Annotated in this window: 9 protein-coding genes; 6 read left to right on the forward strand and 3 right to left on the reverse strand. The window is 69.8% G+C overall.

The features are described from left to right. Both VM681_06555 and VM681_06560 read right to left on the reverse strand, forming a co-directional pair. The coding region (locus VM681_06555; GenBank protein HVL87650.1) for a hypothetical protein at nt 1-190 on the reverse strand (190 nt) is incomplete at its 3' end. A gap of 85 nt (nt 191-275) precedes the next feature. Further along, nucleotides 276-2,573 carry an NADP-dependent malic enzyme gene (locus VM681_06560; protein HVL87651.1) on the reverse strand — a complete coding sequence of 766 codons (2,298 nt, stop codon included), beginning with the start codon at nt 2,571-2,573 and terminating at the stop codon, nt 276-278. A 66-nt stretch (nt 2,574-2,639) separates the two neighbouring features. On the opposite strand from VM681_06560, the gene VM681_06565 reads away from it, so the two are divergent. The 5 genes from VM681_06565 to VM681_06585 all read left to right on the forward strand — a co-directional run bounded on the left by VM681_06565 (nt 2,640) and on the right by VM681_06585 (nt 11,743). Further along, on the forward strand, nt 2,640-3,470 hold the full coding sequence (locus tag VM681_06565) for an electron transfer flavoprotein subunit beta/FixA family protein (protein HVL87652.1): 831 nt from the start codon (nt 2,640-2,642) through the stop codon (nt 3,468-3,470). Beyond that, nucleotides 3,470-4,678: an electron transfer flavoprotein subunit alpha/FixB family protein gene (locus VM681_06570; protein HVL87653.1), complete on the forward strand. Its 1,209-nt coding sequence runs from the start codon at nt 3,470-3,472 to the stop codon at nt 4,676-4,678. The genes VM681_06565 and VM681_06570 overlap by 1 nt, the downstream gene beginning before the upstream one ends. After that, a complete protein-coding gene (locus VM681_06575) occupies nt 4,678-6,348 on the forward strand; it encodes an FAD-dependent oxidoreductase (GenBank protein ID HVL87654.1) in 1,671 nt (556 codons plus the stop codon). The genes VM681_06570 and VM681_06575 overlap by 1 nt, the downstream gene beginning before the upstream one ends. A gap of 69 nt (nt 6,349-6,417) precedes the next feature. Next, on the forward strand, nt 6,418-10,488 hold the full coding sequence (locus VM681_06580) for a S8 family serine peptidase (protein HVL87655.1): 4,071 nt from the start codon (nt 6,418-6,420) through the stop codon (nt 10,486-10,488). A 127-nt stretch (nt 10,489-10,615) separates the two neighbouring features. Further along, nucleotides 10,616-11,743, forward strand: a complete 1,128-nt coding sequence (locus tag VM681_06585; GenBank protein HVL87656.1) for a hypothetical protein — start codon at nt 10,616-10,618, stop codon at nt 11,741-11,743. Here VM681_06585 and VM681_06590 read toward each other — a convergent pair. Next, nucleotides 11,740-12,642: a malate dehydrogenase gene (locus tag VM681_06590; GenBank protein ID HVL87657.1), complete on the reverse strand. Its 903-nt coding sequence runs from the start codon at nt 12,640-12,642 to the stop codon at nt 11,740-11,742. The two genes, VM681_06585 and VM681_06590, sit on opposite strands and share 4 nt — an antisense overlap. Nucleotides 12,643-12,766: 124 nt before the next feature. Between VM681_06590 and VM681_06595 the strand changes: the two genes are divergently transcribed. Next, nucleotides 12,767-14,279, forward strand: a 1,513-nt coding sequence (locus tag VM681_06595; protein HVL87658.1) for a PKD domain-containing protein, incomplete at its 3' end; no start/stop codon positions are given.

The following is a 14,279-nucleotide window of genomic DNA, read 5'->3' on the forward strand; positions in this document are numbered from 1 at the left end:
GAGGCGGTGGAGGGGGCGCCGGCGGCTCTTCGGGCGGAGGCGGCGGTGGCGGCAGGGACGCTTGGCGATCGGTCTCGCTTGGAGCAAGATAGGTCACGCCCGGGCTTGCGTCGTGCGCTTCGAGATCTTCTCCCACGCAGCCCGCCAAAGCGGCGGAAAGCAAGGCGAGGGAAACGAGAGCGGCCCGCACGCGAATCCGTCACGGTTGACGCTATATAATAGGTTTGGAGAGATCGTTGGTTGATCCGCGCCCCCCGCCTGGCGATGCGTATCCGTCAAGGCTCCATGCGAACGCGCGGAGGGAACTCCCCCTCCATCTCCTGCGCCTCGACGACCGCGATGGCGGCCATGTTGACCACGTCCGAGACCTCGTCGCCGCGCTGGAGCACGTGGACGGGCCGCGCCATGCCCTCGAGGATGGGGCCGATGGCCTGCGCGTCGGCGAGACGTTGCAGGAGCTTGTAGGCCACGTTGGCCGCCGCAAGGTCGGGGAAGACGAGCACGTTTGCCGGCTCCTTCAGGCGCGAGAACGGGTACGTTCCGCGCAGGATCTCGGGCACGACGGCCGTGTCCGCCTGCATCTCGCCGTCCACGACAAGCGAGGGATCGCGGCGGCGCACGATCGAGACGGCGCGCGCGACCTTGTCGGCAAGCGGATGCCGCGTCGAGCCGAAGTTGCTGAACGACAGCATGGCCACGCGCGGGTCCACGTCGAAGCGACGGGCCACGTTTGCGGCTTGGATCGCGATCTCCGCAAGGGCCTCGCTGTCGGGATCGATGTTGACGGTGGCGTCGGCGAAAAAGAAGACCTGGTTCTTTAGGGTCATCAGGTACAGGCCCACGACGCGGCTTGCCTCCGGCCGCGTGCCGATGATCTGCAGGCAGGGCCGCAGCGTCTCGGGATAGTGCGTCGTGAGGCCGCCAAGGAACGCGTCGGCGCGCCCGCGCCGCACGAGCATGGCGGCAAGCGCGGCCGGCTGCCGGAGCGTCTCGCGCGCCTCCACGAGCGTGACGCCCTTGCGCGCGCGAAGCGCGTAGAGCTCCTGCGCCATGTCGGCAAGCTCGGACTCCGGGATCGTGTCGGGATCGATGATCTCCGGCGTCACGTCGAGCCCCATCTCCTTGAGGCGCGAGCGGATCGTGGCCGCGCTCCCGACGAGGACGGGTTGCGCGATGCCCTCGTCGGAGAGGATCTGCGCCGCGCGGAGGATCTTCTCGTGCTCGCCTTCCGGAAAGAGGACGCGCTTGGGGTTCCGCTTCGCCTTGTTGAGAACGATGCGCATGACCTGGTAGCTCTTGCCCAGGCGCGCCTCGAGCTCCTCGCGGTACGCGGCAAGGTCGACGCGCCGGCCGGCCACCCCGGATTCCATGGCGGCCTTGGCCACCGCGGGCGCGACCCACAGGAGAACGCGGTGGTCGAAGGGCTTCGGGATGATGTACTCGGGGCCGAAGCGAAGGTTCTGGCCGCCGTAGGCGTCGATCACCTCGTCGGGCACGTCCTCTCGGGCAAGCGCCGCCAGGGCGCGGGCGGCGGCGATCTTCATGTCCTCGTTGATCGAGCGCGCGCGCACGTCGAGCGCGCCGCGGAAGATGAACGGGTACCCGAGCACGTTGTTGACCTGGTTCGGGTAGTCGCTTCGCCCCGTGGCGACGATGGCGTCGGGCCGCGCTTGCTTGGCCTCGTCGTAGTCCACCTCGGGCGTGGGGTTTGCCATCGCGAAGATGACGGGCCGCTGCGCCATCGTCTTTAGCATCGCGGCCGTGACGACGCCCGGCCCCGAGAGGCCCACGAAGACGTCGGCCCCCACGAGCGCGTCGGCGACCGTCCGCGCGCGCGTTTCCGCGGCGAACTCCTCCTTCCACCGGTTCATGTTCTCGGTGCGCCCCCGGTGCACGACGCCCGTGCGGTCGCACAGGAGGATGTTTTCGCGCCGGGCGCCCAACCGCACGTACAGCCGCGCGCAGGAGATGGCCGCCGCGCCGGCGCCTGTCATCACGATCCGCACGTCGGAGAGGCGCTTGCCCTGGAGATCGAGCGCGTTCAACAGCGCGGCGCTGCTGATGATCGCCGTGCCGTGCTGGTCGTCGTGGAAGACCGGGATGGAGAGCTCCTGCTTGAGGCGGTCCTCGATCTCGAAGCACTCGGGCGCCTTGATGTCCTCGAGGTTGATGCCGCCGAAGGTCGGGGCGATCCGCTTCACGGTCTCGACGAAGGCGACGGGATCCGTCTCGGCGACCTCGATGTCAAAGACGTTGATGTCGGCGAACTTCTTGAACAGGACCGCCTTGCCCTCCATGACGGGCTTGCCCGCAAGCGCGCCGATGTTGCCAAGCCCGAGCACGGCCGTTCCGTTCGTGACGACGGCCACGAGGTTGCCCTTGCCCGTGTAGCGGTAGGACGTCTCGGGGTCGCGCGCGATCTCGAGGCAGGGCTCGGCGACGCCGGGCGTGTAGGCAAGCGAGAGGTCGCGCTGCGTGGCGGAAGGCTTCGTCGCGACGACGGCAAGCTTCCCCGGCGGGTCGTCCGCGTGGTAGTCGAGGGCCTCCTGCTTGGTGACGCGGGTGGGCGGCATGGACGCGCCAGAATGGCACCGAACCTTTAAAAGGAAGGCACCAATTCGCCCCCGAGGACCTTCCTTATGGAATACGTCGTCCTGGTGAAGGGCGTCCCCGACTTTCGCCAAGGGAAAGTCAAGTTCAAGGAGGACAACACCCTCGACCGCGGCAACACGCCCACGGTCCTCAACCCGAACGACCAGTTCGCGCTGCAGGCGGCGCTTGAGGCCAAGGTCAAGCACGGCGGCACCGTGCACGTCCTCACGATGGGCCCGCCCAACTACAAGAAGATCCTGCAGGAAGCCATGTCCATCTACGCCGACAAGTGCTACCTGCTCTCCGACCGCAAGATGGGCGGCGCGGACACGCTTGCGACGGCCGAGACGATCGCGGGCGCGGTTCGCAAGATCGGCAACGTCGACATGATCTTCGCCGGCTTCAAGAGCGCCGACGGCGAGACCGGCCAGACCGGCCCGCAGACGGCGTGGAAGCTCGGCTGGCCGGTCGTGACGCACGTCCTCAACTGGCGCGTCGAAGGCGAGCGGCTCGTGGCCGAGCGCACGGCGTACGACGAGATCGAGGAGGTCGAGGCTCCGCTGCCGGCCTTCATCGTCACCGACCCCGGGTTCAAGCCCGTGTACCGCCAGGCCACGCACCGCCTGAAATTGCAGGATCTGCAGGAGCAGACGCAGGCGCGCCTTTCCGAGTTCGACCGCCACTTTGCCGCCTGGACCGCGGCGGACCTTGCGCTCGACGAAAAGAAGATCGGCTTCAAGGGAAGCCCCACGATCGTCCGCACGGTCGAGCCCATCCCGCGCGCGCCGCAGGAACGAAAGGCGACGGTCTACGACGGCGCAAAGGACGAGGACGTCAAGGCGGTCGCCAAGGCCATCGTCGCGGCGGTGAAGGCCTGATGGCCGACGCGGCGACCCGCGGGGAGCCGTTGCGCGGTGGGATCTATCGCGACATGTGGGTGTACTGCGAGCAGAAGGACGGCGAGTTCCTGCCCGTCTCGCTCGAGATGCTCGGCGAGGCACGGCGCCTCATGGACAAGTACGCGCAGGATTACAAGGAGCGCGAGAACGTCGTCGCCGTCGTCCTCGGCCACAGCGTGGACGGGCTTGCCAAGCAGGCCATCCAGCGCGGCGCCGATGTCGTGTACATCTGCGACCACCCCGAGCTTGCGACCTTCCGCCTCGAGCCGGCCACGCGCGTCGTGGCGGGCATGGCGCGCGCCAAGGACGCGAACAAGGCGTACGACAAGCCGCGGTACTTCCTCTTCCCGGCGACGCACAACGGTCGCGACCTCTCCGCGACGGTGCTGGCCGAGCTCGAATCCGGCCTCGCCTCCGACTGCAACAAGCTCTACATCGAGGACATCCCCATCAAGCACCCGGTGAAGACGCCCGGCGGCGAGCGGATCTTCGAGCGCACGCTGGGCATGAAGCGCCCGGACTTCTCCGGCTTCGAATGGTCCACGATCCTGTGCCTGAACGACCCGGAGAAGGAGTTCTACCCGCAGGCCTGCTCGGTCATCCCCGGCTCCTTCCAGCCGCTGGATACCAGCACCGGGCGCAATGGAACCGTCGTTCCCTACAAGTTCAACCTCGGCGAGCGGGACCTCCGCGTGAAGGTGCGCTCGCGTCGCAAGCTCGGAGGCGGCGTGCGCCTGGACAAGTTCCCCGTCGTCGTGGCGGTGGGCCGCGGCATCGGCGCGAACCCCTCCGAGGGCATGCGGCTTGGCGTCGAGCTTGCCAAGGCCTTGGGCGGCGAGGTGGGCGTGTCGCGCGGGGTCGTCACGGCGAAGTACCCGCTCGACGCGAACTCGAAGAAGTACGCCGAGGAGGAGCGCCAGATCGGCGAGACCGGCCAGTTCGTGAAGCCCAAGGTGTACCTTGCGCTTGGCATCTCCGGCGCCATCCAGCACAAGAAGGGCATGGACCAGTCGGAGAAGATCGTGGCCGTGAACACCGACGAGGCGGCGCCCATCCGGGAGTTCAGCGACGTCTTCGTGAAGGGCGATCTCTACAAGGTCGTTCCGCCGCTGCTTCGGGCCATCGAGGCGGAGCTCAAGACGGCGACCGCCGCGCCGGCCGCTCCGATCGCGGGAGGCAAGGCCTGATGGTCGAGAAGTTCGACGCCATCGTCGTCGGCGCGGGCCCCGCCGGGTCGGCCGCGGCCATGGAGCTTGCGCGAAACGGCGCGCGCACGCTCGTCCTCGAGCGGGGCAAGTTCCCCGGGCACAAGAACGTCACGGGCGGCATCCTCTACGGGCAGGACAACACGCCCTACAACCTCGACTACCTCGTCCCAGACTTCGAGAAGCGGGCGCCGCTGGAGCGGCCCATCCACCGCTACCTCATGCACTGCCTCTACAACAACCGCGTGAAGACCCTCGACATCACGCGCCTCCACGGCCACCACACGAAGTGGAGCTATGCGGTGCTCCGGGTTCCCTTCGACCGCTGGTTTGCCTCCGAGGTGCACAAGGAAGCGCGCAAGTCCGGCGGCGGCGTCGTCTCCGAGGTGCGCGTGACGGGCCCTCTTGTGGAGGACGGCCGGATCACGGGCGTCGTCACGAACGAGCTCGAGCCCATCCGCGCCGACGTCGTCGTCGCGGCCGACGGCGCGACGAGCGAGCTTGCGCGCAACAGCGGCATCCGCTCGTGGTGGAGCGAGCCCGAATGGTTCCAGGGCGTGAAGGTCGTCGTGAAGATGCCCAAGGACGCCGTGGAGGAGCGTTTCGACCTCGACGGCGAGGCCGACGGCAGCGCCCACCTGTTCGCGGGCAACGTGTTCGAAGGCGTGCGGGGCGGCGGCTTCCTCTACACGAACAAGGAGAGCCTCTCGATCGGAACCGTGTTCCACCTCGACTCGATCGCGGCCAACGGAACGCCCCCCCACAAGCTCCTCGATCGCTTGCTCGCTCACCCGCTCCTTCGCAACTGGCTTGGCGCGTACTACGACGAGACCGAGTACAGCGCCAAGCTCATCCCCGACGGCAAGAAGTGCGTGCTCGAACGGCCGTGGAAGGACAATCTCCTCGTCGCCGGCGACGCGGCGGGCCACATGAAGGCGGCCGGCCCCATCATCAAGGGCATGAACCTTGGGATCACCGCCGGCATCCTCGCCGCGCGCGCCTACCTCGAAGCGCGCAAGACGGGCAACCTGCCGCAGGTGGGCCCGATCTACGAGCGCATGCTCGGGGACAGCATCGTGGGCGAGGAGTTCGCGCCCCCCCGCGGCTTCATGGCGCGCATGGCAAGAAGTCCGACCATGAACGCGCGTTTGGAAGCGTTCCTTCGGAGCGACATGGGGCGGCTCTTCCTGCGAAGCCGCATGGGGCAAAAGCGCCTCACCAAGATGCTCTCGGACTACAACCTTGCAAGCGCGGCGCCGGACACGGAGTTCACCTACGTCACGCTGCCAAGCCTCGTCGCCAAGGAGGCCGGCGAGCCCGTCCGAAGCCACGCGGAGATCCGCCTTCGCACGCTCGACGAGCGCATCGCGGCGCTCGGATACGACACGGACATCGGCACGGCGCACATCGAAGTGCTCGACGACACGCCCGCGGCAAGCGGAAAGACGGTGTTCACCTGTCCCGTCTCCTCGCCCGAGTCCAGCCGGGGGTGCTACCGCCTGGAGAACGCCGTCCTCTCCGACGGGAAGGTCCGGCGGCAGGTCGTCCTCGACGTTCAGCCGTGCATCGAATGCGGCACGTGCGCCGTCGAAGGCGTCGTCCGGTGGGAGCACCCCAACGGCGGGAAGGGCGTCGGGTACCAGTACGGTTGAAGCCGAGCCCGCCTTGGCGGCGTCACCTTTAAGACGTCCGAGTGGAACTTGTCGCCGGGAGGCACGTTTGTGCCAAGAGTGGTCGCCGCGCTGCTTGTCCTAGGCATCCTGCTGTCGCCCTCGGCGGCGGGCGCTCTTTGGCCCGACGGGTCGCAAACGGCGGCCCGGCCTGCGACCGCCGACGCGCGCGAGGGCGCGAATCCCAAGCCCGCTTCCTGGCCGGCGCCCGCCCGCGACCCCGACGAGGCGTTGCGCCGGGTCGGACACCGCTTGGACCTCGACGGCAACGGCATGGAGGACGTGCTCGACGTCCTCGTCCGTGGAGCGGCTCCGGGCGAGCGTCTGGCCGTGATCGCCCTGCTGGCGCCCGAGGCCAGCGAGTCGAAGCTCGCGGCGGCGCTGGCGCGCGCCGGCGCGGACGCTTTGCGGGTCTTTTCCATCGTGCCCGCCATCGCCATGGAGCTCCCCGTTGATGCCGTCCCCGCCGTGGCGTCGTTTCCGGAGGTGGCGGGACTCTATCACGATGCCCGCGTCCGCGCGCTCTCGGACGCGACGAACGCGGCCCTGCGCGTGCAGGAGGCGCGCGCTGCGTTCCCGGCCGACGGGCGGGGCGTGGGCATCGCCATCCTCGACACGGGGCTCGACGCCTCGCACGAGAGCCTCGCCGTGCTTCCGCACGGCGGCCCGAAGGTCGTCGGATGGCACGACGTCGTCGGCGGCCGGCCCGAGCCGTACGACGACGACGGCCACGGCACGCACGTCGCGAGCATCGCCGCGGGCGTCCCCGTCGGCACGCGCTACGGCGGCGTGGCGCCAGGAGCCCACCTCGTCGGCGTCAAGGTCCTCGACGCAAGCGGCGCCGGAACCGAAAGCGGCGTGATCGCCGGCATGGAGTGGACGGTCGCAAACGCCGCCGCCCTTGGCGTGCGCGTCCTGTCCATGAGCCTTGGCGCAAACGCCAACGGCGACGGCACGAGTCCCATCGAACGGGCCGCCACGGCCGCGGCGCGCGCGGGTCTCGTGACGGTCGTCTCGGCCGGCAACGCGGGGCCGGGCGAGCGGACCGTGCGAATCCCCGCGGCCGCCTACGACGTGATCGCGGTGGGCGCGGTGGACAACGCCAAGAACCTCGCGCCCTTCTCGAGCCGCGGCACCACGCTCGACGGCCGGATCAAGCCGGAGGTGAGCGCACCGGGCGTTGGCGTCGTAGCGGCCGCGGCCAACACGGGCGACGAGTACGTATCCCTGAGCGGGACCAGCATGGCGGCGCCCCACGTGGCCGGCGTGGCCGCGCTCCTGCTCGAGCGTTCGCAAGGAACCCTCGCTCCGGCGGCCGTGCGCGAGATTCTCTGGCACACGGCGGAGGACGCGGGCGAACCCGGCCCCGACGCGGCCTTTGGGGCCGGCGTCGTGGACGCGCTCGAAGCCGCCCGCGCCTCGGAGCCTCGCGAGCGCTTCCTGTGGCTTTCCGACCTCAAGGCGCCAAGCTGGGCGGCTCCGGAGCAGGAGATCGAGGTCACGCTTTCGCTTTCCAACCTTGGAACGCGGGATGCCTCCGACGCCGTGGCGCGGCTTCGCGTGGGTGGCGAAGAGGTGGCCGCGTCGCTCGAATCGATTTCCGCCGGCGCGACGACCGAGCTCCGCCTTCGCTTCCGGGCGCCGGCCCAAACGGGCGCGAAGACGATCGTCGCGGAGATCGACGATGCGCCCGGCGACGAGCCCGCCTGGGCCAAACGCCGGACCGCGACGCTACGCGTCGTGGTCGCCGAAGGGGTCGTGAAGAACGGCGGCTTCGAGACCGGCGACCTTTGGGGATGGTCGATCGCCCGCGGCGGATTTGGCAATTGGTACGCCCAGGATGGGACGCGGTCGCCCCGGAGCGACCTCGGCCTTGCCCCTCCACCCGGGGGCGACTTCGCGGCGACGACCGACCAGCAGTGGCGCTCGTCGAACGTGCTCTACCAAGACGTCGCGATCCCGCGCGAGGGCTCGCCCAAGCTCTCGTTCCTCGTGTACTACCGAAACCGCGCCGGGGAATTCCACGCGCCCGACACGCTCTCGGAGATGCATTTCCCCAATCAGCAGTACCGCGTGGACCTTCTGACGCCCTGGGCGGATCCGACCTCGGTCCTGCCCGTCGACATCGTGGCCAACCTGTTCCAGACAAAGCCCGGCGATCCGCCCCGACTTGCCCCCCTCCGCATCTGCCACGATCTCTCGCTTTGGGCCGGGCATGCGCTTCGCCTGCGCATTGCGCAGGTGAACAACCAGGGGCATTTCCACGCGTCCGTCGACGACGTCCGGCTGGAGAACCATTGCCCACCCGCTCCTCCGGCGGCGTCCCCGCCCGACCTTCTCGTCTCGGCCCTTGCCCTCGACCCGCCGAATCCCGAACAAGGCCGCCGCCCCGCCCTCGTCGCCACGGTGGAAAACGTGGGCCTTGGCCCCGCCGCCCAGACGTTCCTGTCGTTTCGGATCGGAAACGAGCGCGTTCTCGTGAGGACGCCGCCGGTGGAACCCGGCCGGTCCCTCGCCGTCTCCGCTTCGGGACCCGCGCTTGCCGCCGGCAGCTACGTCCTCACGGCCACGGCCGACGCGTCGGCGGATCTTGACGAGAGCGACGCGACGAACAACCAACGAACGCACGCCTTTGCCGTCGTGGCGGCCCCGCCGCCGGGGGGTTGCCCTCCCCCGCCGGCCGAGGGCTTCGTCGAGTGCTTCGACGACGGCTCCGGCCTTCCCGACGGCTGGTCGGCGACGGGTCTTTGGCACGTGTCCTCGTGCCAGACCGCAAGCGCCCCCGCGAGCCTCGCCTACCACCGCGGGGCGTGCCCGGACGACTACGACGCGGGGCTCACGCAAGGCTCCGCTCGCCTCCCCCCCCTTCGCGTGAAGGGCGCGCCCGTCGTGCTGCGGTTCGACAGCCGCTCCGCCACCGAATGCGACGGCGAGTGCATGTACGACCGCCGTCAGGTGCTGGCAAGCGTGAACGGCGACGCGTTCCGGCCGGTCTTCGAGGAGAACGACGGCCCGTGGAGCCTGCGAACCGTCCCGCTCGACGGGCTCGCGCCGGGGGACCTCCTGCGGCTACGCTTTGCATTCGATTCCGTCGACCACCTCCTCAACGACCACGAGGGCTGGTCGGTGGACAACGTTCAGGTCACGCACGTCGAGCGAGCGCCGCCGTCGGTGCTCCCCGACCTTGTCGTGTCCGAGATGCGCATCGAAGGCCTTGCAACCTCCCCGCGCGACCGCCTCCTGCGCGCCGTCGTGGAGAACCGCGGCGCCCTTCCGTCGGAGCCAAGCCACGCGCGCCTTCGGATCGAGGGCCCGCACGCGGCCGAGGCGGTCGCTTGGACGCCCGCGCTTGCGCCGGGAGCCTCGGCAACCGTCGAGGCGGCCTTCCGCCTTGCGCCCGGCGACCACGTCGTGCAAGCCTGGGCCGACGCCTTCGACGACGTGGACGAATCGGACGAGGCCAACGCGGCCGCCCCGACGCCCTTCCAAGTGCCCGCCGTCGCAGACCTCGTGCTCGCCTCCTGGACGGCCGAGCCTTCGAAGCCGCGTGACGGCGACAGCGTCGATTTGACCTTGGTCGTCCGGAACGATGGCACGGCGGCGGCGCCGCCCTCGACGCTGCGCGTCGATGTCGACGACGGCAGCGCGTACGAGACTCCTCTCCCCCGCCTTGCGCCCGAGGAAAGCGCCACCGTCCGGGTCCCGTGGACCGCGGCCGCCGGAACGCGAACCCTTACCGCGGTCGTGGACGCGCGTGACGACGTCGACGAGTGGAGCGAGGGCAACAACGGGGGCGAGCTTTCCGTGCGCGTGCTGCCGGGCCGGCAGACGCTCCTTGCGTGGGCTCTCGACCATCGCACGATCGGGACCGCGGTCGAGGCTCGGTCGCTCGAACTTGCCGCCGACCACGAGGCCGTCGAGGTCGCGTTGTCGTGTCCGCGCGCAGCGTCCTCGCTGGCGCTTGCAAGCCCGGACGGCATGCACCGGATCGTGGCCACCTGCGCGCTGGGCCGGTCCGGCGCAACGGCTTTGCTCGTGCCCGCCGGCACGTATCGCCTCGTGCTCACGTCCGCGGGGGTGGGCGACGTCTCCGTGACCGTCACGGGATTGCCGGCGGCCTGAGGCGCCTTGGTTGCAACGCGAAACCGCGGTGCTCTGGCGGACACTTGGCCGGTTCAAGGTTCAAAAGGGCAAGCCCGAGAGTCCTTACCCAACCTTTTTATGCGAGCGGCCGAAGAAGGCGGTTCGGGTGGGATCGGTGGCAGTGGCTTCGGTTGTTCGTCGCTCCGTTCTTGCGCTTCTCGTGGCTCTGGGGATGGCCGGGACCTCGGTTGCGCAGGTCAGCGTCTCGTACGACCCGGCGGATCTGCCGCTTCCCCCGGTTCCCGCAGCGCCCGGCACCGGCACGTGGTGGCCGACGGTCCCGATGCTCGATCGGTACTTGGGCGGAGGCTCTCTCTCGAACGGCCTTCCGACCTCGCAAACGAGCAACGGTGGCATCGCCGACGCCGACGCGGGCGTGGCCGCCTTGGGGCAGGACTGCCGCGCCGAGGGAGCCGTCGCCGTCACGACGTGCCAAGGCGGATACGCCCAAGGAGACGCGGCCGCCGTGGCCCCAGGCGGAGAAGCCAACGGCAACACAATCGCTGTCGGCAGCCGTGGCGCCGCCGTCTATCCGACGGGTCCCCTGAGCGTCGCCGTCAACCTCGGCGGCGACTCCTCGGCGAGCGCCGGGCAGGGCCAGGGCGGCGCCGGTCGCGTGCACGTGGCCCTGGCGCCCTTTGGCACGGCCTCCAACGCAAACGTGGAGGTGGACAAGCAAGGAATCCGCGTCCGCGCCGGCAATAGCGGACCGTACACGGACGTGCCGGGAGGCAACGTTGCGGTCGCGGTCGCGAACTGGTTCCGCAACACGTTTGTCGTCTCGGCGCCGACGCAGCAGGCGCAGCTGTCGATCGAATTCATCGGCGACAACGGTGCCGTCACGGTGCGGGTCAACGGCCAGGCGTCGCTTCCGGCCTACTGCACCGCCGCCGGCCTTTCGGTGACGTGCAACGTTTCCGCGGCCGCAGGCGCGTCGGGCGCCCGGTGCGTCGCACCCTCCGCCGAGGCGAGCGCGCGCGCCGGGACCGTCACGGTGCAGAGCGCCTGCCAGCACACAAGCAACGGCGCGCAGGCCAGCTGCCAGGCGGGCTCGGGCTCGACCGACGCCTGGAAATGGTGGATGCTGCCGCTGATTTCGGGACAATGCAAGGAGAATTCGACCTCAAGCGGCACGGGCGCGCTCCTGACCTGCCAAGCGATCGCGCCCATGGCGACGACGGCGGCCACACAGGCGTTCTCGTGGCACAGCCGGTGCGGGGCGCGCGCGGGCTAGAGCCCGGCCTCGCGCACCTTCTCCGCGATCGCGGCGGCGCTGCGCCGCAGAAGCTCCTCGTCGGGCTTCGACAAGGGAAGCTCGACCACCTTCTCGACGCCGTTTCGCCCCAGGACGGCCGGAACCCCCACCGCCACGCCGCGCAGGCCGTATTCGCCGTCGAGGACGCAGCTCGTCGGAAACAGACGCTTCTCGTTGCGCAGGACGCTTTTCACCTGGAGGGCGACGGAGATCGCCGGGGCGTAGTAGGTCGCGCCCTTCTGCTCGATGATCTTGGCGGCCTTCCCGCGCACCGCCTCGGCCACGTTGGCCCAGTCGACGGCGGCCTTGCCGACGCGCGCAAGGCTCCGGGCCGGGAACATCGTCTCCCCGTGCTCGCCCAGGATGTAGGCCTCGATGGGCTGGGGCACGCCGTACTGGTCCCGCAGGAGGTCCCACAGGCGCGTCGTGTCGTGGAAGCTGCCCATGCCAAACACGTGGTTCCGGGGCTTGCCGGAGATCTTCCACGCCGCGTACGTCAGGACGTCCACGGGGTTGGCGACGTAGAAGATCATGGCTTCCGGCGCGTTCGCCCGGATCTTCCCGACGACGTCGCGGCAGATGTCGATGTTCTTCGCCAGAAGGTCCTGGCGCGTCATGCCGGGTTTCCGCGGGAATCCCGCGGCCACGACGACGACGTCGCTTCCCGCGAGGATGGACGGATCGGCGCCTCCCGTCACGCGCGTGCGCTTGCCAAGGCCGGCCGCGGCCGTGTTGAGGTCGGCCGCCTCTCCGACCGCGAGGTTCTCGGCCTGCGGGATCTCGAGAATCGCGATCTCGTCGGGATCCATCTGCTGCAGGAGCGCGAACGCCGAGTTCGCCCCGACCTTCCCCGCGCCGACGATGCCGATCTTCGCCATGAAACGCACCGGATGAGCGGCGGATGCGCGCCGCAGGCATGAAGGTTTCGCGGGCCTCCACGCAAGGTCCGCGTCTGGCGAAGTGGCGTCAATCCTTAAACCCGGCCGGGCCCGCTTGGGCTCGATGTCCGCCCGCGCGTCGCGTGCCCTTGTCGCGCTTGCCGTGTGCCTGCTCGTCCCCCCGCTTCCGCCCGTCGGCTCGCAAACAGCCGACGACGCCCGGCCGCTCGAAGAAATCGTTCACATCGACGTCGCGCGCGTGCGAGCGGCCTTGGCCGCAGGCCAGCCCGTCCCGCTGCCCCTATCCGAGGGCGAGCTTCTCCTCGAGCTTGCCCCGGCGGACCTCTTTGGGCCCGGGTACGCGCCCGAGCCACAGCTCGTTCGCGCCCTTCCGTACGCGGGCTCGGTCCGCGGCGTCGAGGGGAGCGTGGCGCGCCTCACGGTGACCGAACTTTGGGTGGCCGGCATGGTTTCGCGACCGGGACACCCGCTTCTCTTCGTCGAGCCCCTCGAGCGCGAGACGCTGGATTCGCGCCACCGCGTGTACGAAGCGCGCGACCCGATCCCGCACCACGAGCATCCCGCGGCGCCAGCCGAGGACGGCTTGGGCGACGATCCTCTGGGCCCCGGCCCCGAGCACGACTGCGGACCGCTTGCGCTCCTCTGCGTGATCGACCCCAACGATTCTCCCGGCCGGCCCGGCACGCCCAACGGCCCCTCGTCTGGCACCACCGACACATCCTACGCCTTCTCAACCTCGGCTACCGACGCCGACGGCGACCTGCTGACCTACGAGTTCGACTGGGGAGACGGCCGCCGGACGACCGCAGGACCCGCCGCCTCCGGATCAAGCGTGTCGGCAAGCCAGAGCTGGAGCGTGCCGCGCTCGTATTGCGTCTCCGTGCGCGCGACCGACGCGCACGGCGCCGCAAGCGACTGGTCGTCCTGCCGCACGGTCGCGATCGCGTTCCCGCCGCCCAACGACTGCGCAACGGGCGGGGACGCCGGCGACGCGTTCTCAAGCGCGTCGCTCATCGGCCCGTTTGGCTCGATCTGGTGCTCCGCCGATCTGCGCCCCTCCGTCTCCGACACGAACGACTACTACCGCTTCGCGGTCGGCCTCAACAGGCGCATCACCGCCTCGGTCGAGCCTTCGACCTCGCCGTGCGTCGACCACAACCTCTACCTGTACGATCCGTCCGGCAACCTGCGCGCAAGCAGCACGCGGGGCGGCTGCCTGGCCGACTCGGTCACGTTCGACAACACCGTCTCCGGCGAATGGCGCGTGCGCGCGAGCGCGGCCACGACGCAGGACGCTCGTTACAGCCTCTCGATCTCGATCGGCAGCGCCCCGAACGTGTTCCCTCCCAACACGCCTTCGAGCCCAAGCCCCGCCGACAGCGCCACGGGGACGCCCACGAGCCCCACGCTGTCCTTTGCGGGCGGGGACCCCGACGGCAACCTGGTCGTCTACACCGTGTACCTCGACACCTCGTCGTTCCCCACCACGGAGCGCTGCTCCTTCACGACCGCAAGCTCGTCTGCAACCTGCGCCGTGAGCGGGCTTGCGTCGGGCACCACGTACCGCTGGCGCGTGACGGCGTACGACGGCGCCAACTTCGTGAGCGGCCCGACGT

Source organism: Candidatus Thermoplasmatota archaeon, from assembly GCA_035541015.1.
GTDB lineage: Archaea > Thermoplasmatota > SW-10-69-26 > JACQPN01 > JAIVGT01 > DATLFM01.

Coding starts and splice junctions, on each gene's coding strand:
- VM681_06590 (HVL87657.1), bottom strand. CDS start 12,642: ATGGCGAAGATCGGCATCGTCGGCGCGGGGAAGGTCGGGGCGAACTCG.
- VM681_06565 (HVL87652.1), top strand. CDS start 2,640: ATGGAATACGTCGTCCTGGTGAAGGGCGTCCCCGACTTTCGCCAAGGG.
- VM681_06575 (HVL87654.1), top strand. CDS start 4,678: ATGGTCGAGAAGTTCGACGCCATCGTCGTCGGCGCGGGCCCCGCCGGG.
- VM681_06560 (HVL87651.1), bottom strand. CDS start 2,573: ATGCCGCCCACCCGCGTCACCAAGCAGGAGGCCCTCGACTACCACGCG.
- VM681_06570 (HVL87653.1), top strand. CDS start 3,470: ATGGCCGACGCGGCGACCCGCGGGGAGCCGTTGCGCGGTGGGATCTAT.